This window comes from Nonomuraea turcica (assembly GCF_030718205.1).
In the GTDB taxonomy this organism is placed as follows: Bacteria; Actinomycetota; Actinomycetes; order Streptosporangiales; family Streptosporangiaceae; genus Nonomuraea.
In genome coordinates, this window is the sequence record NZ_JAUZQF010000007.1 from 198,776 (window position 1) to 217,797 (window position 19,022).

Annotated in this window: 16 protein-coding genes; 12 read left to right on the forward strand and 4 right to left on the reverse strand. The window is 72.7% G+C overall.

Annotated features, from left to right (window positions below; translation table 11 throughout):
* Positions 1-4 precede the first annotated feature (4 nt).
* The 4 genes from zwf to eda all read left to right on the forward strand — a co-directional run bounded on the left by zwf (position 5) and on the right by eda (position 5,123).
* On the forward strand, positions 5-1,432 hold the full coding sequence (gene zwf / locus Q9G87_RS20000) for a glucose-6-phosphate dehydrogenase (protein WP_371825801.1): 1,428 nt from the start codon (positions 5-7) through the stop codon (positions 1,430-1,432).
* Positions 1,429-3,372, forward strand: coding sequence for a phosphogluconate dehydratase (gene edd, locus Q9G87_RS20005; protein ID WP_305917913.1), 1,944 nt, complete (start codon positions 1,429-1,431; stop codon positions 3,370-3,372). Before zwf ends, edd begins: the two co-directional genes overlap by 4 nt.
* 100 nt (positions 3,373-3,472) lie before the next feature.
* On the forward strand, positions 3,473-4,438 hold the full coding sequence (gene glk / locus Q9G87_RS20010; RefSeq protein ID WP_305917914.1) for a glucokinase: 966 nt from the start codon (positions 3,473-3,475) through the stop codon (positions 4,436-4,438).
* 73 nt (positions 4,439-4,511) lie between these two features.
* On the forward strand, positions 4,512-5,123 hold the full coding sequence (gene eda / locus Q9G87_RS20015; protein WP_305917915.1) for a bifunctional 4-hydroxy-2-oxoglutarate aldolase/2-dehydro-3-deoxy-phosphogluconate aldolase: 612 nt from the start codon (positions 4,512-4,514) through the stop codon (positions 5,121-5,123).
* A gap of 44 nt (positions 5,124-5,167) precedes the next feature.
* Here eda and Q9G87_RS20020 read toward each other — a convergent pair whose 3' ends face one another.
* Entirely contained in the window at positions 5,168-6,076 is a 909-nt protein-coding gene (locus Q9G87_RS20020) for a LysR family transcriptional regulator (RefSeq protein ID WP_305917916.1), read from the reverse strand.
* An 85-nt stretch (positions 6,077-6,161) separates the two neighbouring features.
* On the opposite strand from Q9G87_RS20020, the gene Q9G87_RS20025 reads away from it, so the two are divergent.
* The 7 genes from Q9G87_RS20025 (at position 6,162) to Q9G87_RS20055 (ending at position 15,100) form a co-directional block, all read left to right on the forward strand.
* A complete protein-coding gene (locus tag Q9G87_RS20025; protein ID WP_305917917.1) occupies positions 6,162-7,052 on the forward strand; it encodes an FAD binding domain-containing protein in 891 nt (296 codons plus the stop codon).
* Between the two features lies 1 nt (position 7,053).
* Positions 7,054-7,551 carry a (2Fe-2S)-binding protein gene (locus Q9G87_RS20030; protein WP_305917918.1) on the forward strand — a complete coding sequence of 166 codons (498 nt, stop codon included), beginning with the start codon at positions 7,054-7,056 and terminating at the stop codon, positions 7,549-7,551.
* Entirely contained in the window at positions 7,548-9,896 is a 2,349-nt protein-coding gene (locus Q9G87_RS20035) for an aerobic carbon-monoxide dehydrogenase large subunit (protein ID WP_305917919.1), read from the forward strand. Before Q9G87_RS20030 ends, Q9G87_RS20035 begins: the two co-directional genes overlap by 4 nt.
* Positions 9,893-10,639 carry an XdhC family protein gene (locus Q9G87_RS20040; protein WP_305917920.1) on the forward strand — a complete coding sequence of 249 codons (747 nt, stop codon included), beginning with the start codon at positions 9,893-9,895 and terminating at the stop codon, positions 10,637-10,639. Before Q9G87_RS20035 ends, Q9G87_RS20040 begins: the two co-directional genes overlap by 4 nt.
* A gap of 99 nt (positions 10,640-10,738) precedes the next feature.
* Entirely contained in the window at positions 10,739-11,530 is a 792-nt protein-coding gene (locus Q9G87_RS20045; protein WP_305917921.1) for an IclR family transcriptional regulator, read from the forward strand.
* Between the two features lie 194 nt (positions 11,531-11,724).
* Positions 11,725-12,861: a cytochrome P450 gene (locus Q9G87_RS20050; protein ID WP_305917922.1), complete on the forward strand. Its 1,137-nt coding sequence runs from the start codon at positions 11,725-11,727 to the stop codon at positions 12,859-12,861.
* Positions 12,862-12,985: 124 nt separating this feature from the next.
* Positions 12,986-15,100 carry a protein kinase domain-containing protein gene (locus Q9G87_RS20055; protein WP_305917923.1) on the forward strand — a complete coding sequence of 705 codons (2,115 nt, stop codon included), beginning with the start codon at positions 12,986-12,988 and terminating at the stop codon, positions 15,098-15,100.
* Here Q9G87_RS20055 and Q9G87_RS20060 read toward each other — a convergent pair.
* Together Q9G87_RS20060 and Q9G87_RS20065 are read right to left on the reverse strand one after the other, a co-directional pair.
* Positions 15,084-15,719, reverse strand: coding sequence for a bifunctional 4-hydroxy-2-oxoglutarate aldolase/2-dehydro-3-deoxy-phosphogluconate aldolase (locus tag Q9G87_RS20060; protein ID WP_305917924.1), 636 nt, complete (start codon positions 15,717-15,719; stop codon positions 15,084-15,086). The genes Q9G87_RS20055 and Q9G87_RS20060 overlap by 17 nt on opposite strands.
* Positions 15,720-15,866: 147 nt before the next feature.
* The gene (locus Q9G87_RS20065) at positions 15,867-16,781 is read right to left on the reverse strand and encodes a sugar kinase (RefSeq protein ID WP_305917925.1); all 915 of its coding nucleotides are present in this window, start codon (positions 16,779-16,781) and stop codon (positions 15,867-15,869) included.
* Positions 16,782-16,934: 153 nt separating this feature from the next.
* Between Q9G87_RS20065 and Q9G87_RS20070 the strand changes: the two genes are divergently transcribed.
* The gene (locus Q9G87_RS20070; protein WP_305917926.1) at positions 16,935-18,179 is read left to right on the forward strand and encodes an MFS transporter; all 1,245 of its coding nucleotides are present in this window, start codon (positions 16,935-16,937) and stop codon (positions 18,177-18,179) included.
* Here the strand turns inward: Q9G87_RS20070 and Q9G87_RS20075 are convergent.
* Positions 18,139-19,014 carry a PfkB family carbohydrate kinase gene (locus Q9G87_RS20075; protein WP_305917927.1) on the reverse strand — a complete coding sequence of 292 codons (876 nt, stop codon included), beginning with the start codon at positions 19,012-19,014 and terminating at the stop codon, positions 18,139-18,141. The two genes, Q9G87_RS20070 and Q9G87_RS20075, sit on opposite strands and share 41 nt — an antisense overlap.
* Positions 19,015-19,022: the final 8 nt, after the last annotated feature.

Sequence of the window (19,022 nt, forward strand, 5' to 3'; positions counted from 1 at the left end):
GTCCATGCGCAAACTGCTCCCGGCGCTGTATCACAGCGACAGGGAGGGACGGCTCTCTCCGGAGACCCGCGTGATCGCGATGTCCAGGGGCGGCCTGACCGACGCCGACTTCCGTGGCAAGGTGGACGCCGAGGTACGCGGCGACTCTGAATGTCGCCGAGGCCGCGACCAGGTCCCGGTCGACGACCCGGCCGTGTGGGAGCGGTTCCTGGCCCGCCTGCACCACGTGTCGGTCGACGTCGGAGGGGCTGACACGTCCGGCTGGGACGCGTTGTCCGGCATGCTGGCCGGTTTCGAGTCGCGTGACCGGGTGTTCTACCTGGCCAGCCCGCCCCGCACGTTCGGCCCCTTCTGCCGGGAGCTGGCCGAGGCCGGGCTGGTGACGCCGCGCTCGCGCGTGGTGCTGGAGAAGCCCCTGGGCCACGACCTGCCGAGCGCGCAGGCGATCAACGACGAGGTCGGCGCGATCTTCGAGGAGCGCCAGATCTTCCGCATCGACCACTACCTGGGCAAGGAGACCGTCCAGAACCTGCTGGTCCTGCGCTTCGCCAACGCCTTCCTCGAGCCGATCTGGAACTCGCTCTGGATCGACCACGTCCAGATCACCGCCGCCGAGACCGTCGGCACGCCGGGCCGGCGCGGCTACTACGACCACGCGGGCGCGCTGCGCGACATGGTGCAGAACCACCTGCTGCAGCTCCTCACGCTCACCGCGATGGAGCCGCCGGCCCGCAACGACCGCGAGGCCATCCGCGACGAGAAGGTCAAGGTCCTGCAGGCGCTGCGGCCGATCGCGGGCACCGAGGTGGACCGCTTCACCGTGCGCGGCCAGTACGTCGGAGCCGGCGACATGCCGGGCTACCTCGACGAGCCCGGCTCGACGCCGCCGACCGAGGCCTCCGCGCGGGTGGAGACGTTCACCGCGATCCGGGCCGAGATCAAGAACTGGCGATGGGCCGGGGTGCCGTTCTACCTGCGGACCGGCAAGCGCCTGCCGTACCGGCGCTCGGAGATCGTGGTGCAGTTCAAGGACGTGCCGCACTCCATCTTCCCCGGCGGCACGCCGAACCGCCTGGTCCTGCGGCTACAGCCGGAGGAGGGCATCGAGCTGCACATCATGGCCAAGGAGCCGGGCGCGGGCGAGGTGACGCTGAAGCCGGTGCCGCTGTCGCTGTCGTTCGGCAAGACCTTCACGACGCGGGTGCCCGAGGCGTACGAGCGGCTGCTGAGCGACGTCCTGGCCGGTAACCCGACGTTGTTCATGCGCCGCGACGAGGTGGAGGCGGCCTGGCGGTGGATCGACCCGATCCTGGACGCCTGGAAGGCCGACCCCGCCCTGCCTGAGCCCTACCCGGCCGGAACCACCGGCCCCGCCGGAGCCCACGATCTGCTCGGCCGCAGCGGTCGCGCGTGGCACGAGGAGGACATGTGAACACGGTCATTCAGGACGTTACCGATCGGATCATCGAGCGAAGCGCTGCCAGCCGTGCCGTCTACCTGGCGCGGATCCGGCGCGAGGGCGAGGCCGCCAAGTCCAAGGGCCCGGCCCGCGCCCACCTCGGCTGCGCGAACCTGGCGCACGGCTTCGCTTCGGCGAACGCCGAGGACAAGCCGGCTCTGCGCGCTACGGCCAAGCCGGGCGTGGCGATCGTGACGAGCTACAACGACATGCTCTCCGCCCACGCGCCGTACGAGACGTACCCGCCGGAGCTGAAGGCCGCCGTGCGCCGGGCCGGCGGCGTGGCGCAGGTGGCGGGCGGCGTGCCGGCGATGTGCGACGGCATCACCCAGGGGCGGGCCGGCATGGAGCTGTCGCTCTACAGCCGTGACGTGATCGCCATGGCCACCGCCATCGCGCTGTCACACGACATGTTCGACGTGTCGCTGCTGCTGGGCGTGTGCGACAAGATCGTGCCGGGGCTGTTCATCGGGGCGCTGCACTTCGGGCACCTGCCCGCGATCTTCGTGCCCGCCGGGCCGATGGCCTCCGGGCTGCCGAACAAGGTCAAGGCCCGCACCCGCCAGCTGTTCGCCGAGGGCAAGGTCGGGCGGGAGGAGCTGCTCGACGCCGAGGCCAAGTCGTACCACTCCCCTGGCACCTGCACCTTCTACGGCACCGCGAACTCCAACCAGGCGCTCATGGAGGTCATGGGCCTGCACCTGCCCGGCTCGACGTTCGTCAACCCCCACACCGAGCTGCGCCACGCGCTCACCGAGGCCGCCGGTCGCCGCGCGGTGGAGATCACCGCGCACGGGGCGGAGTACACGCCGATCGGCGAGCTCGTGGACGAGAAGGCGATCGTGAACGCCTGCGTCGCGCTGCTGGCCACCGGCGGCTCCACGAACCACACGCTGCACCTCGTGGCCATGGCGGCGGCCGCGGGCATCGTGCTGACCTGGGATGACTTCGCCCGCCTGTCGGGGGTCGTGCCGTCCCTGACCAAGATCTACCCGAACGGCCAGGCGGACGTGAACCACTTCCGCGACGCCGGCGGCATGCAGGTGCTCATCGGCGACCTGCTCGACGAGGGGCTGCTGCACGGCGACGTCATGACCGTGGCCGGCCCGGGCCTCGACCGCTACCGCGAGGCGCCGTCGCTGGTGGACGGCGAGCTGGTGTGGGCGCCGGTGACCGGCGGCAGCAAGGACCTGGACGTGCTGCGGCCGGTGGCGGAGCCGTTCTCGGCCGACGGCGGGATCCACATGGTCGAGGGCAACCTGGGTTGCGCGGTCAGCAAGGTGTCGGCGGTCAAGCCCGAGCACCTGGTGATCGAGGCGCCGGCCAAGGTCTTCGACGACCAGCTCGATCTGCTGAAGGCGTTCGAGATGGGCGAGCTGGACGGGCAGGACTTCGTGGCGGTCATCCGCTACCAGGGGCCGAGCGCGAACGGCATGCCCGAGCTCCACAAGCTCACACCGCCGCTGGCGGTGCTGCTCGACCGGGGTCAGCGGGTGGCCATCGTCACCGACGGGCGGATGTCGGGCGCTTCCGGGAAGGTGCCCGCGGCCATCCACCTGTCGCCCGAGGCGGCCGACGGCGGGCCGATCGCGCTGGTCCGCGACGGCGACGTGATCAGGCTCGACTCGGCGGCGGGCACGCTGGAGCTGCTGGTGCCGGCCGAGGAGCTGGCCCTTCGGGCGCCCGAGGGACGGCCGCTGAGCGACGCGCAGTGGGTCGGCACCGGACGCGAGCTGTTCGCGGCGTTCCGCCGGATGGCGGGGCACGCGGAGCAGGGGGCCGGGATCTTCGGGGTGAGCGGCGCCGAGTCGCCGCACCACGGCCCGGGGCTCGGCTTCCCGGCCGAGGCCGGCGCCTCCCACCTGGAGACGGGCACCCCGGTGGGCGCCAGCCCCGCCGGACTCGCCCGGTGACCGTGGTTCACACCCCCTCCTGGGGTGGGGTGAGCGGCCGTGGCATCCTTCGGTGTATGGCGAGCGATCTTGACGCCGCCCTGAGTGCCGGAGGTGTGTGATGAGTGCCTTTGACCTTCCGTGGCTCGTCGCCGACATCGGGGGGACCAACGCCAGGTTCGGCCTGGTCACCTCGCTGGGCGCGCGGCCCTCGCACGTCGCGGTCCTGGCGGGGGCCGACTACCCCACGCTCCCCGAAGCCGTGGCCGCCTACCTCGCGGAACACGCGGGCGGGGTGCGACCGGGGGCGGCCTGCCTGGCCGTGGCCGGGCCGATCGACGGCGACAGTTACCGGCTCACGAACTCCGCGTGGGCGGGGTCCGTACGCGATCTCGACGTGCCGTATGCGCGGCTGCTCAACGACTTCGAGGCGCTGGCCGTCTCGCTGCCGCACCTGGACGGCGACGACGTGGTGTCCCTGGGCGGGCCCGAGCTCGGCCACGGCGTCAAGGCCGTGCTGGGTCCCGGCACCGGGCTCGGCGTGGGCGGGCTGGTGCCGACCGAGCACGGCTGGACGCCGATCCCCGGCGAGGGCGGTCACGTCACGGTGCCGGTGGTGGACCGGCGGGAGCTGGAGATCGTCCGCGTGCTGCAGGCACAGGGCCTGCAGCACGTGGTGGCCGAGCACGTGTTGTCCGGTCCCGGCCTGGTCCGGCTGCACCGGGCGCTGGCCCAGGTGAACGGTGTCGGCGCGCCCGAGCTGACCGCCTCCGACATCGTGGCCAGGCTCGACGACTCGCTGTGCGCGGAGACGATCGAGGTGTTCTGCGGGATGCTGGGCAGCTTCGCGGGCAACGTGGCACTGACCCTCGGCGCGCGGGGTGGGGTGTACCTGGGCGGCGGAGTCCTGCCACGTATCGTGGAACGCGTGAGCACCAGCAGCTTCCGCACGCGGTTCGCCGCCAATCCCGACATGGCCGCATATCTGGCGGCGATCGGGACCGCTCTGATCGTGGCGTCCCAACCGGCGCTGACGGGCGCGGCCGCCTGGCTGAGCCAGCGTGCCCGCAGGGAGCTGGTGGGCTGACAACGACACCGGCCCCGCGCGGCCGGTGTTCGGTACTAGACGGCCTGTGAGGGCCGATGAGGAGACAGAACCCATGAGCTTGCTCGATCTCGCCCCCGTGATCCCGGTCGTTGTGATCGAGGACGTCGAGACCGCCGTGCCGATGGCCCGGGCGCTGGTCGCCGGAGGGCTGCCGGTCATCGAGGTGACGTTGCGCACGCCGGTGGCGCGCGAGGCCATCGCCAGGATCGCCGACGAGGTGCCCGAGGCGATGGTGGGTGCGGGGACGATCCGCACCCACGACGACATCGCGGCGTCGGTGTCCGCGGGGGCGAGGTTCCTGGTCTCGCCGGGCACGACCCTGTCGCTGGTCGAGGCGATGGACTCGAGCGGGGTGGCATACCTGCCGGGGGCCGCGACCGTGTCGGAGGTGATGGCGCTGGTGGAGCGGGGGATCAAGGAGCTGAAGTTCTTCCCCGCGGAGGCCGCGGGCGGCGTGCCGTATCTGAAGGCGCTGGCGGGCCCCCTGCCGGACGTGCGGTTCTGCCCGACGGGCGGCATCCGGGTGAACACCGCGCCCGACTACCTGGCGCTGCCGAACGTGGGCTGCGTCGGCGGAACCTGGCTGACCCCGGCGGACGTGCTGGCCGCGGGCGACTGGGGGCGTGTGGAGAAGCTCGCCTCGGAGGCCGCCGCCCTGCGCTGACCTCACCTGTTACGGCGCTGCCCCAACGCCGGCGGGCCGCGGCGTCAGCTCCAGATGGAGACGTGGATCGGGGGACGGAAGCGGTTGCGGGGAACACCGTCCTCCGGGGCGCGCATCACCTGGGTGGCCGCCGGGGTCGTGAGGAAGTCCAGGAACGTGCCCGCCGCCAGGGACCTGTTGGCGGGTTCCAGCGTCGTCGCGTACCAGTAGGCCGCGAACGGGGTGGCCGGGGTGTCGATGGCGACCAGCTCCCCCCGGCGCACCTGTGAGGACACCAGGTGGGCGGTGGCGGGCGCGACCCCGGCGCCCTCGGCGGCCGCCTTCCAGGCCGCCGTCTGGTTCGCGAAGACCCGTACCTGCGACTCCGGCACCCGCAGCACCCGCAGGAGCCGGCCGGTGTCGCTGGCCGGGTCGGCGCCCGACGGGCCGACGAGCCAGTGGTCCCTTCGCCCACGCGGCGCGCCGACGACGATGAGCCGGCAGCGCAGCACGGGCCGGCTCACCAGTCCCGCCCCGCTCACCTGGGCGCCGAGCGCGACGTCGGCCAGGCGGCTGGACAGCAGCAACGGCACTTCGGCCGTGCCCGCCACGCCGGTGGAGGCGTCCACCGACTTGCGCTGCGTGAACAGGCAGATCAGCGGACCGGCGACATATTCGGCCAGCCCGGCGTCCATGACCACGTGCAGCCCGGCGGGACGGCCGGGCTGGACCGCCGCGACCGCCTCCGCGCCCAGTGCGACGATCTGGGCGGCGATCCCCAGCAGCCGCCGCCCGCCCTCGGTCAGCACCATCCGGTCGCCTGACCGGATCAGCAGCGGGTCCCCGAGGTGCTTGCGCAGCTGGGCCAGCGACTGGGAGACCGCCGGCTCGCTCACGCCCAGCGCTCGGGCCGCCGCCTTGACGGATCCCAGCCGGGCGACGAAAACAAAAGCGCCGAGCTGGCTAAGTGTCACGCCCCCTTCATAGTTGGCCGAAGCGCATTAAGGAATCCCTTATTTATGGATTGTCGCGACAAATCGGTAACAGCACTGTGCTCTCATGCAGGTTCCGGCGAAGTTCGAATACGAGAGAGCCGACAGCGTGCCGCACGCGATCGAGCTCCTGGCGCGGTACGGCCCCGAGGCCAGGGTCGTGGCGGGCGGGCACAGCCTCATCCCCATGATGAAGCTCCGCCTGGCCCAGCCCGAGGCCCTGATCGACATCAACGGGCTGGCCGAGCTGGGGCGGATCGCCGTGGAGGGCGACGAGCTGACCATCGGCGCACTGGTACGGCACGCAGAGCTGCTCGACAGCACTATCGCAACCGACCTTTTCCCGATATTTCGGGACGCGGAGCGAGTTATTGCCGACCCGATAGTAAGAAATCGGGGGACCGTAGGGGGCTCATTGTGCCAGGGCGATCCTTCTGAGGATTTGTCGGCCGTCTTCTCGGCCTTAAGGGCGTCAGCGGTCATCCAGGGGCCGGGCGGCACGCGTACGGTGCCGATCCGCGCGTTCCACCGCGGCCCGTACGAGACCGCCGTCGGGGACGGCGAGCTGCTGATCCAGCTGCGCGTGCCGATCACACCCGGCACCGGCAGCGCGTACGCGAAGGTCGAGCGGCGCGTCGGCGACTGGCCGGTGGCGGCGGCCGGGGCGGTGATCACCGTGCGGGACGGCGTGATCGCGCAGGCGGGCATCGGGCTGACCGCAGTCGGCGCCGAGCACTTCTGCGCCCCTGAGGCCGAAGCGTTCCTCCAGGGCGAGGCGCCGGGCGAGGAGGCGTTCGCCGAGGCGGCCAGGATCGCGGCCGAGCACTGCGAGCCGCACGCCGACCAGCGCGGCCCCGCCGACTACAAGCGCCACCTGGCCGCCGAGCTGACCAAGCGGGCACTGTCCACGGCGCATCTGAATGTCGCCGGGTCCGCGACAGAAGGGAGGAGGATCTGAGATGCGGATCACGGTGACGGTGAACGGGCAGCCGCACACGAGAGAGGTCGAGCCGAGGCTGCTGCTCGTGCACTTCCTGCGCGACGAGCTGAGCCTGACCGGCACCCACTGGGGCTGCGACACCTCCAACTGCGGTGTCTGCACGGTCCAGCTGGACGGCGTGCCGGTCAAGTCGTGCACGGTGCTGGCGGTCATGGCCGACGGCCACGAGGTGACCACGGTGGAGGGGCTGGAGCGGGACGGCGAGCTGGACGCGGTACAGAAGGGGTTCGTGGAGTGCCACGGGCTGCAGTGCGGGTTCTGCACACCGGGCATGCTGCTGACCGCGCGCTGGCTGCTCGACCGCGTGCCCGACCCCGACGAGGGCCAGATCCGCGAGGCCATCTCGGGACAGCTGTGCCGGTGCACCGGCTACGAGAACATCGTCCGTTCGATCAGGTGGGCGGCTGAAGCGACTCTGAATGTCGCCGAGTCCGCGACGGAGGCGAAGCAGCAGTGAGCTACGGACCCATGCACCGCAAAGAGGACGCCCGCTTCATCCGGGGGCGCGGCAACTACACCGACGACGTACGGCTGCCGGGCATGTTGTACGGCGCCGTGCTGCGCAGCCCGCACGCCCACGCGAAGATCGTCTCCATCGACACCAGCGCCGCCGAGGCACACCCGAAGGTCAAGGCCGTCATCACCGGCCAGACCCTCGCCGGGCTCGGCCTGGCCTGGATGCCCACGCTGTCGCAGGACACGCAGGCGGTGCTGGCCACGGACAAGGTGCGCTTCCAGGGGCAGGAGGTCGCGTTCGTGGTGGCCGAGGACGCCTACGCGGCACGCGACGCGCTGGAGCTGATCGACGTCGAGTACGACCCCCTCGACGCGGTCATCGACGCCAGGAAGGCCCTCGACCAGGACGCCCCGGTGATCAGGGACGACCTCGAGGGCCGGACGGACAACCACATCTTCGACTGGGAGGCCGGCGACCGGGCCCGCACCGACGCGCTCTTCGAGCAGGCTGAGGTGACGGTCGCGCAGGACATGCTCTACCCGCGCGTGCACCCCGCGCCGCTGGAGACCTGCGGCGCGGTCGCCGACTTCGACAAGGTCACCGGCAAGCTCACCGTCTGGTGCCCGACGCAGGCGCCGCACGCGCACCGCACGTTGTACGCGATGGTGGCCGGGCTGCCGGAACACAAGATCCGGGTGATCTCGCCGGACATCGGCGGCGGCTTCGGCGGAAAAGTCGGGATCTATCCCGGGTATGTCTGTGCGATCGTCGGCTCCATCGTCACCGGCCGCCCGGTCAAGTGGATGGAGGACCGCTCCGAGAACCTCATGAGCACCGCCTTCGCCCGCGACTACCACATGCACGGCGAGATCGCCGCGACCCGCGACGGCAGGATCCAGGCGATCCGGGTGAAGGTGCTGGCCGACCATGGCGCGTTCAACGGCACCGCGCAGCCGACCAAGTTCCCCGCCGGGTTCTTCCACGTCTTCTCCGGCTCGTACGACATCGAGGCCGCCCACTGCGAAGTCACCGGCGTCTACACCAACAAGGCCCCCGGCGGCGTGGCCTACGCCTGCTCCTTCCGCGTCACCGAGGCCGTCTACCTGGTCGAGCGCATGGTCGACGTCCTGGCCGACGAGCTGAGCATGGACCCGGCCGACCTGCGGATGCGCAACCTGCTCAGGCCCGAGCAGTTCCCGTACCACTCCCCCACCGGCTGGGAGTACGACTCCGGCGACTACCCCAAGGCGCTGCGCCTGGCCATGGACATGATCGGTTACGACAAGCTCCGCGCCGAGCAGGCCGACAAGCGGGCCCGGGGCGAGCTGATGGGCATCGGCGTCAGCTTCTTCACCGAGGCCGTGGGCGCGGGCCCGCGCAAGCACATGGACATCCTGGGCCTCGGCATGGCCGACGGGGCCGAGCTGCGCGTGCACCCGACGGGCAAGGCCGTGCTGCGGGTGTCGTGCCAGTCGCAGGGCCAGGGCCATGAGACGACGTTCGCGCAGATCGTCGGGCAGGAGCTGGGCATCCCGGCCGACGACGTGGAGGTCGTGCACGGCGACACCGACCAGACGCCGTTCGGCCTCGGCACGTACGGCTCCCGCTCCACCCCGGTCTCCGGCGCGGCGACCGCGATCGTGGCCAGGAAAGTGCGCGACCGGGCCAAGATCGTGGCGGCGGCCATGCTGGAGGCCGCGCCGGACGACCTGGAGTGGGCCGACGGCAAGTGGTCGGTCGTCGGCGACCCGGCCTCCGGCAAGTCGTTGGCCGAGATCGCGCTGGCCGCGCACTCGAACCTGGAGCTGCCCGAGGGGGTGGAGGGCCATCTGGACGCGGTGACCGTCTACAACCCGCCGAATCTGACGTATCCGTTCGGGGCGTACATCTGCGTCGTGGACGTCGACCCCGGGACGGGGCAGGTGAAGGTGCGCAGGTTCGTGGCGGTGGACGACTGCGGGGTGCGGATCAACCCCATGATCGTCGAAGGGCAGATCCACGGGGGGCTGGCGGACGGGGTCGGGATGGCGCTCATGCAGGTGATGGCGTTCGACGAGGACGGCAACCACCTGGGGGCGTCGTTCATGGACTACCTGCTGCCGACCTCGATGGAGTGCCCGTCGTGGGAGCTGGGCGAGACCGTGACGCCGTCGCCGACGCACCCGATCGGGGCCAAGGGCGTGGGCGAGTCGGCCACGGTGGGCTCCCCCGCGGCCGTGGTCAACGCCGTGGTGGACGCGCTGGAGCCGTACGGGGTGCGGCACGCGGACATGCCGCTCACTCCGGCGAACGTGTGGCGCGTCATCAACGGCGACCCGTTTCGCACGGACCTGGCGATCCCATGAGTGAGTTCCTCGGCATGCCGGCGCCTCGCAAGCGGGCGCCGGCCGCCCTGGACGTCCAGGCGAGGGTGGCGGAGCTGCGGTCGGGGCGGGAGCCGTACGTGCTGGCCACCGTCGTGCGCGCGCAGCGGCCGACCAGCGCGAAGGCGGGCGACTGCGCGCTGGTGCTGCCCGACGGCACGATCGAGGGGTTCGTGGGCGGCGTCTGCGCCGCTGACACGGTGCGGGCGCAGGGCCTGCGGCTGCTCGAGCTCCGCCGGCCGCCGGGACGGACCACGCTGCTGCGGATCACCCCGGAAGCCGGCGAGCCGCACGAGGAGGAGGGCCTGGTGGCGGTGGGCCAGCCCTGCCTGTCCGGCGGCACGCTGGAGATCTTCCTCGAGGCGGTGCTCCCGCCCGTCCTGGTCCACGTGTACGGCGACAGCCCCATCGCCCGGGCCTTCGCCGCCGTGGGCAGGGCGATGGGCTACCAGGTGGAGGCGGACGCGGGTGCGGCGATCGCCGACGACACCGCGGCCGTGCTCGTCGCCTCGCACGGCGTGGGCGAGGAGCCGGTGCTGCGTGCCGCGCTGGCCAAGGACGTGCCGTACGTGGCGCTGATCGCCAGCCGCAGGCGCGGCGCGGCGGTGCTGGCGGGTGTGGAGGGAGGTGAGCGGGTGCACGTTCCGGCGGGTCTGGACATAGGAGCCAGAACGCCTGGTGAGGTGGCGGTGTCGGTGTATGCGGAGCTGATCAGTACGCGTTGATCAGGGGTATTCGGAAGCGCGGCGGCCGGGTAGGGCAAGAGATGTAAAAGCCACAGCCTCGGGGACCCCCTCCTGCTCCCGGAGAGCGAAGGGACATTGATGCTCACGCAAACGGCCAGCCAACCACCGCAGCTCATCGACGATCGCCCGGTGTCGCAGCCGGGGAGCCTCGAGAGGGGGATCGACATCCTCCTCGCGCTGAGCGCGGCCTCGAGACCGGTCAGCCTGGCGCAGCTGTGCCGCAGCACGGGCCTGCCCAAGTCGACCGCGCACCGGATCCTGGGCGTGCTGTGCTCGCGCGAGCTGGCCACCCGCGTGGGAAACGGCTACCTGCCCGGCGCGTTGCTGGAGACGATGGCAGGCCTCGCCCGCGCCCGGGTGCCCGGTACCCGCCGGGTCGTGCTGCCATACCTGCAATACCTGTACGAGACCACCCGGCAGACGGTGAACCTGGCCGTGCCCTCCGGCCTGGAGGCCCGTTACGTCGAACGGCTCTACGGCCACAACCGGGTCTGCTCCCCCTCCGACGGCCTGGACCGGGCGCCGCTGCACTGCACGGCGACCGGCAAGGCGTTGCTCGCGTTCGACCCGAGGCTGCGTGAGGAGGTGCTGGCGCGCGGCTCGTTCGAGCGCATGACGCGCCGGACGATCATCAGCCTGGCGGGGCTGGAACGCGAGCTGGCCCAGGTGCGCCGGCACGGCCTGGCGTACGCACAGGAAGAGTTCGTGGAGGGCGTGGTCTGCGTGGCGGCCCCAGTGTTCGGTCCTGGCGGCCGCATCTGCATGTCCCTAGGGGTGGCCGCGCGCGCCCACGCGGTGCCGCTGGGCAAGCTGGGCATCGCCGTGCGCGGGGCCGCCCAGGCCATCTCCGCCGCGCTTCTCGGCGTGTAGACGTTCCGGTCACTGGAACGCTCCATCGCTCCGCGACCGCAAGCGTTCCAGTGACCGAAACCCGTGATTGCGGGCGCCCCGCCGCAGCGATCACATCAGGGGCATGAATGTCCTTCCCGCCACGGCCATCCAGGAGGCGTCACCGGCCCGCCCCGCCGCAGGCGCCCAGGCGCAGGTCGAGCGGCGGGTCGCGGGTGCCTAGGGGCCTGCCCAGGGCGACCGCGCTGGAGAGCCTGCGCCTCGCGGCCGCCCTCGTGCCCCCGGGCGCGCCACACGTGGCAGCCGGGCGCGACCTGCTGCGCGGCAGGCCCCTGCTGGCCGACCTCGAATCCCGGTACGGCGGCCGCCCCGTGCTGGTCCGCGGACGGAGAGGCCCGGCGCTGCTGGTGTTGTCCCGACGCGACGCGCTGCGTGTGCTGGAGGACGAGCGGGGCGCCTACGCGCCGGCCCGTGACGAGCGCCGGCTGAGCCTGCCGACGGACGTCCTGCGCCCGGCGTTCATCGAGATCGCCCGCGAGGAGGCCGCGGAGCTGGCCGACGGCGTGGTGGGCTACGAGCGGCTCGACGCCCGCTGGCAGCGCGTGGCCAGGCGCTGCGTGTACGGCGACGGCGCAGCCGGCGACCAGGAACTCACCACCCTGCTGGCGCGGCTGGGCAGGCACCAGGCGGGGCGCCGCCAGGAGATCCTCTCCGGCCGCTACGACGCGCGGATCCTCGACCACCTGCGCCGAGCCGAGCCGGGCAGCGTGGCCGGCCTGATCGCCGAGACCTCCGGCGAGGCGGAGTCGCGCCGGCTCATGCAGGCCGCATTCTGGCTGATGGGGCTCGGCGTCGCCGCGACCGGCCTCATGCAGACGCTGGCGTTGCTCGCCATCCACCCGAGTCATCGCAAGGCGGCCCGCGCCGACTCCCAGCATCTGCGGGCCTGCCTGCGCGAGGCACTGCGCCTGTGGCCGCCGGTCCCCGCACTGTCCCGGGTCACCACTGTGAGCACCGAGTGGTGCGGCACCACCGTGCCCGCGGGCACCACCGTGCTGGTGCCGCTCGCCGCGCACCAGCGCAGCGCACGCCTGCCGTACGCGAACACGTTCGCGCCCGAGATCTGGCTCGACGGCACCGCGGCGGGCGAATGGTGGGCCCGGCCGGGCTGCGACGGCGTGCAGCTGACGCTCGCGGTCGGCACGGCCTTCCTGGGCGGCATGCTGCGGGCCGCCCGCCCCAAGCCGGTCGGGCGGCTGCTCTCGCCGCACCGGCCGCTCCCGTACACGCTCAACGTCTCGCGGCTGCGGGTGAGGATGCGCCCGGCCCGCCGCGGACCCGCTCAGCCCTGAGGGGTGCCTGGTCAAGGCCAGTGGCCGACGTAGAGGCCCGTCCTCCGTTAGAGTCTGGGGTACAAACGGGATGCCGGGCGGCGGACGGTTCGGGGTTAGGGGCCGGGGGGAGGAACGGTTCGCGTTGAGACGCGATGACGACGGCGAGAGGACGGCGACATTGGGGCGCTCCGCAGGCACTCCGCTGGAGCCGGAAGACCCGCCGGCGATCGGCCCCTATGAGCTGGTCAGCCGTCTCGGCTCCGGCGGCATGGGGGTGGTCTACCTCGCCAAGTCCGCCGATGGGCCGCGGGTGGCGCTCAAAGCGATCCGCAGAGACTTCACCGCCGACCCGGTCTACCGTGCGCGTTTCCATGAAGAGGTGTCCAACGCGCGCAAGGTGGCCTCGTTCTGCACGGCGCGGGTGCTCGACCACGGCGAGGACCGGGGCGTGCTCTACCTCGTCACCGAATACATCGACGGCATCTCGCTGGAAGATCACCTGATCGAGCACGGGGCGCTGTCGCCGTCCGTGCTGCACGCGGCCGCCGTCGGCGTGGCGGCCGCGCTGACCGCCATCCACGCGGCGGGGCTGGTGCACCGCGATCTCAAACCGGCCAACGTCATGCTGACGCTGGCCGGGCCGCGGGTGATCGACTTCGGGCTGGCCCGGTCGACGCATGTCGACTCCCGGCACACGAACGCCGGCATGGTCATGGGCACACCCGGATGGATCGCTCCCGAGCAGGTCTTCGAGGGGCGGACCAGCCCGGCGGGAGACGTGTTCGCGTGGGGGTCGCTGATCGCGTACGCGGGGCTGGGCGGGCACCCGTTCGGCGAGGGGGACGCCTACGTGATGGCGGCCCGGGCCCGTACGGCGCCGCCCGATCTGCGGGGGTTGCCCACGCCGCTGGACCGGTTGGTGGCGGCGGCCATCCACCCCGACCCGGCGCGCCGGCCTACGGCGCGGCAGCTGCTGCTGGAGCTGGTGGAGGCGGCCGACGAGCCGGCGGCGCAGCTGGCCGCGACCAAGCATCTGACGAACGCGTGGAATCCGTCGGAGTTCGCGCCGCACCCGGACGCCCGCCCGCCGCACCCGGACGCCCGCGCGCCACGCCCCGACGCTGCCGGACCGCACCCGGACGCCCGCGTGCCCCACCCGGACTCTGCCGGCCCGCGCCCGGACGGCGCCGGTCGTGGTCCGCAGCCGCCGCTTCACCCGGACGCCCGTTCCGTGCAGGCGCCACCGCATCACGACAGCCGCGCCCCGCAGGCCGCACCGCATCCTGAAGCGCGCAACCCTCAGGGGCCTCCGGCCGAGCGCACCGGTCCCACGCCGGTGACCTCCCGCGGGCCGCAACCGTCGCCGGCCGAGCGCACGGGGCCGACGCCGGGCACCGGCCGGGGACCGCAGCCGCCGCACGCCGACCGGACCGGGCCCGTACCGGGCGCAGTGCCCCAGCCGCCGCACGCCGAGCGCACCGGACCCGTACCGGGCGCAATGCCCCAGCCGCCGCACGCCGAGCGCACCGGACCCGTACCAGGCGCAATGCCCCAACCGCCACACGCCGAGCGGACCGGGCCCGTGCCGGGCGTAGGACCCCAGCCGCCACACGCCGAGCGCACTGGGCCACTCCCCGGAACCGGGCGGGGACCGCAGACGCACGGGCGGGGTGGGCAGGCCCGGCATCCCGAGCGGAGCATGCCGCGGCCGGGCGGGCGAGGGCCGCTCCCCCACCACGCCACGACGGGCCAGGGGCCGTTGCCCGGCTACCGGCCCGCCCGCCCGAAGCGAGGCGTGTTCGCGGGCTGCCTCACCGCCCTGGTCATCGCGGCCGTGCTGCTGGTGCTGCTGCTAGCCGCGCTGGCCTGGTTATTCCGCGAAACTCCGGCCGGCGCGGACGGCCCGGTGGAGGATGGCAAGCTGAGGTTCGCGGTGACGAGCACGAAGTGCCCCAAGCCCGCCAAGGCCGCGACGACGCGTACCTGCCAGATCGGGGTGAAGGTCAACAACATCGGCCACGAGGCCAGGGTGCTCTACCCGGGCCAGCAGAAGCTGATCGACGAGGACGACATGCCGCACGGCGGCACCAAGCTGCTCGACAAGAGCGGCAAGGAGATCACGCCGATCCGCATCGAGGCAGGCGGCGCGTTCACCGGCACGCTGGTGTTCGAGTTGCCGAAGAACCTGCAGCCCACGGGCCTGGAGGTGCACGACTCCGGGCTGAGCGCGGGGGCCAGGGTCAACCTGGATTCCTGACCCCCGCCTGGGCGAGCCTGGCCAGCAGGGCAGTGACGCGCCGGCCGGCGGCTTCGGCGCCGCCGGAGGTGAGCGCGGAGCCCATGCCGCAGGCCACGGCGCCGGCCGCGATCCACTCCGGCGCGTTGTCGAGGGTGACGCCGCCCGTGGGGATGGCGGGAACCTGGGGCAGCGCGGCCCGTACGTCGCGCAGCCAGGACGGTGACACCGCGGACGCCGGGAAGATCTTCACCGCGTCCGCGCCTTCCTCCAGAGCACGGACGATCTCGGTCGGGGTGGCCACGCCGGGGAAGACCGGCACACCGTAGCGGTGGCCGGCGCGGATCACCTCGGGATGCAGGTTGGGCGAGACCAGGAAGCGCGCGCCGGATTCCACGGCGGCGCGGGCCGCGGCGGCGTCGAGCACGGTGCCCGCGCCGACGAGCGCCTCGGGCCGCTGCTCGGTGAGCCGGGCGACGGCGGTGAGGGCGCGCGGCGTGGTGAGCGCCACCTCCACGGCCCGCAGCCCGGCGTCCAGCACGGCCTCGGCGGCGGCCACCGCCTCCCCGGGCCCAGCGGCCCTGACGATCCCGAACACCCGCTGCTCGGTGACGGCCTGGACGATCTCCCAGCGGAACATGATTTCCCTTCTCATGGTCTACGGTCCGGCGCCGGCGGCGAGCGCTCTTCCCACCTCGGCGAACCCGCGCCAACGGTGCACGGTCTCTCCCGCCGTGGTGAACGCGTCCTAACGGTGCACGGTCTCTCCCGCCGTGGTGAACGCGTCCTAACGGTGCACGGTCTCTCCCGCCGTGGTGAACGCGGCCAGCGCACGGTCCAGGCCCGTCCGGTCGGGCAGCCCGTCGGTGTCGTTGGCGCACTGCACCACGAGCGCCGCCACGGCCGCCCCCTCGCGCAGGCAGGTCTCGTACGGCATTCCGCGCAGCATCCCCGACAGGAACCCGGCGGCGAACGCGTCCCCCGCCCCCACGGGGTCGGTCACGGGCACCGGGAACGCCTCCTGACGCAGGCCGGCGCAGCCGGCCGACTTGTCGCGGTGCTTGACCACGGCGAGCCCGGGCAGCCCCGCCGGGTCTACCTGGAGCAGCTCCAGCTCGTCCTCACCGGCGAACACGACGTCGGCGCGGCCCATGAGCGGCGCGACCCGCTCCCGCCACCGCTCGGGCGGGCCGAGCTTGAGCCGGACGTTCGGGTCGAAGGAGATCGTGGCGCCCGCGTCCCTGGCCAGGTCGAGCAGCCTGAGCGTGGCGAGGTGCGCCGAGTCCGACAACATCGGCGTGATGCCGGTGACGTGGACGAGCCGGGCGCCGACCACCATCTCGGGCGCCAGCTCGCCGGGCGCCAGCCGGGAGGCGGCCGAGCCGGCGCGGTAGTACTGGACGTCGATCGCCCTGGACGGGTGGCTGTCGCGCAGCAGCAGCCCGGTGGGGGCGTGCGGGTCCACGACGGCGTGGCGCGTGTCGATGCCGTCGGCGCGGAGCATGGCCAGCACCGACGCGCCCGCCGGGTCCGCGCCCACCCGCCCGAGCCAGCGCACCTGGTGGCCCAGCCTGGCCAGGCCGGCGGCCACGTTCGACTCGGCGCCCGCGATCGAGCGGCGGAAGGCGGTGGCCCGCTCGAGCGGAATGCCCGGCTCGGCCAGCATCAGCAGCATCGCCTCACCGCACACCACAACGCTCACGAACGGACTCCTCGGAAATTCAATGGATCATGCGTCCCAATAGTTGTATCAAATCACGTTTGTCCTGCGGCGAGAGACTCCCTTGACCGCATGGCGCCCGTGGGGAACGCTGAAGCGGAAACCGTGGGCCGGGGGGCGCCGGGGGGATCGAGCGTGAGGCGTCCATTCATCACCTTGCTGGCCGCCAACGCACTCTCCGTCACCGGGACCATGCTCTCCCTGCTGGCCGTGCCGTGGTTCGTGCTGGAGAGCACGGGGAGCGCCGCGCTCACGGGGCTGGCGGCGTTCTCGACCACGTTCCCCATCGTCATCTCGGCCGCGTTCGGCGGGACCCTGGTGGACCGGCTGGGACTGCGCGGCGCGAGCGTGTCGTCCGACCTGGCGAGCGGGCTCGTCGTCCTGGCCATGCCGGTGCTGTCGTGGACGACGGGGCTGTCGTATCCGGCGCTGCTGGGGTTGCTCTTCGTACGCTGGCTGCTGGCCACGCCCGGGGAGACGGCACGCAAGGCCATGGTTCCCGACCTGGCGGCGCTCGGGCCTGTGCGCATCGAACGGGCGGTGGCGGCGTACGACGGCGTCTACCGGGGCGCGGCGATGGTGGGCGCGCCGCTCGCCGGCGTGCTGATCGTCTGGCTCGGGGCCAGTGCGTTGCTGGTCGTCGACGGGGTCACGTTCCTGCTGTCCGCGGCTCTGATCGGCGGCGGGGTCCCGCGATCGGAAGGCGGCGCGGGACAGGGCGGCTATCTGAGCGATCTGCGCGACGGGGTGGCGTTCCTGTGGCGGGACCGGCTGCAGATGAGCGCGACCACGATGGTCGTGGTCGTCAACATGCTCGACACGGGCGTGACGCAGGTCCTGCTGGCGCTGTACGCCCGGGACGTGGCCCACGATCCCCGCGCGTTCGGCCTGCTCGCGGGCGCGGTCGGCGCGGGCGCGCTGGCCGGGACCGTCGTGTACGGCGCCGCCGGCGAGCGATTACCCCAGAGGCTGACCTTCGGGGCGTGCTTCCTGATCGCCGGAGTGCCTCGGGTGCTGATCCTGGCCCTTGGCGCCCCGCTGCCCGTCGCCCTCGGCGTCACCGCGCTGTCCGGCCTCGCCGCGGGCGCGATCAATCCCATTCTCGGCGTGCTGCAGTATGACCGGATCCCGGCCCGCCTGCGGGCGCGGGTGCTCGGCACCATGACGGCCGCCGCCTACGCGGGCATGCCGTTCGGCGGGCTTCTGGCGGGCTCGCTCACGGAGCTGACCGGTCTGACGGCCACCCTGTACGCGTTCACCGCGGTCTACGTGCTGGCGTCCATCCCGCCGTTCGCCGGCCGAGCCTGGCGGGAGCTGGACCACGACGGGCCGGCCGGCGTCAAGCGGCGGCGGACCGGCTCAGGAGGAGGGACTCCGTGATCGGGGACTCGTGGGTGCCGGCGGCCGTGCACGCGTGTGCCCCGGCGATCGAGCCCAGCCTGACGCACTCCTCCAGCGGCCTGCCGCGCAGCGTGCCGTACAGGAAGCCGGAGACGAACGCGTCGCCCGCGCCGTTGCTGTCGGCCACCGGCCCGGGAAGCGGGGCGGCGGGGAAGGCCCGCAGTCCGGCCTCGCGGGTCAGCACCAGGCAGCCGTCCGCGCCGAGCGTGCACACGACCGTGCGGGCGCGGCCGCGGGCGAGCACGTCGCCCATCACGACGGCCGGGTCCTTGAGCGCGGCTGCCGACAGGAACACCAGGTCGGAACGGTAGGCGAAGTCCTTGTGGTAGGTGTTGACGCCGTCCCAGTCGTGCAGGTCCGTGGAGATCGGCACGCCGTCCAGGTCGGGGTAGACGTGGCGGCAGAAGTCCATGATCGACACGTGGACGTGCCTGGCCCGGACGTCCGCGTACAGCTGCCTGGGCAGGCGCTCGCCGGGCGTGACCTTGGCGTCGTAGAAGGAGGTGCGGCGGCCGTCGGGACCTACGAGCAGCACGCTCCTGCGCGTGCCCGCCTCGGCCGGTCCCCAGGAGCAGTAGAGGTCGCGCAGCGCGTGGCGGATCAGCGCGCCCTGCGGGTCATCGCCGATCAGGTCGGCGAACGCGACGTCCAGCCCGAGCGCGTGGCAGCCGAGCGCCACCCCGGCGCCGGTGTTGCCGATCCTGTCGACGACCGGCGGCACCTGGTAGGTGTCCTTGTACGGCAGCGGCAGCTCGGGCACGTAGACGGTCGTGTCGACCCCGGCACCGCCGAGGACCAGGATGTCCGTGTTCATTGCCTCAC

Coding starts and splice junctions, on each gene's coding strand:
- Q9G87_RS20040 (WP_305917920.1), top strand. CDS start 9,893: ATGAGTGAGTTCCTCGGCATGCCGGCGCCTCGCAAGCGGGCGCCGGCC.
- Q9G87_RS20075 (WP_305917927.1), bottom strand. CDS start 19,014: ATGAACACGGACATCCTGGTCCTCGGCGGTGCCGGGGTCGACACGACC.
- Q9G87_RS20030 (WP_305917918.1), top strand. CDS start 7,054: ATGCGGATCACGGTGACGGTGAACGGGCAGCCGCACACGAGAGAGGTC.
- Q9G87_RS20060 (WP_305917924.1), bottom strand. CDS start 15,719: ATGTTCCGCTGGGAGATCGTCCAGGCCGTCACCGAGCAGCGGGTGTTC.
- Q9G87_RS20025 (WP_305917917.1), top strand. CDS start 6,162: ATGCAGGTTCCGGCGAAGTTCGAATACGAGAGAGCCGACAGCGTGCCG.
- Q9G87_RS20045 (WP_305917921.1), top strand. CDS start 10,739: ATGCTCACGCAAACGGCCAGCCAACCACCGCAGCTCATCGACGATCGC.
- eda (WP_305917915.1), top strand. CDS start 4,512: ATGAGCTTGCTCGATCTCGCCCCCGTGATCCCGGTCGTTGTGATCGAG.
- zwf (WP_371825801.1), top strand. CDS start 5: ATGCGCAAACTGCTCCCGGCGCTGTATCACAGCGACAGGGAGGGACGG.
- glk (WP_305917914.1), top strand. CDS start 3,473: ATGAGTGCCTTTGACCTTCCGTGGCTCGTCGCCGACATCGGGGGGACC.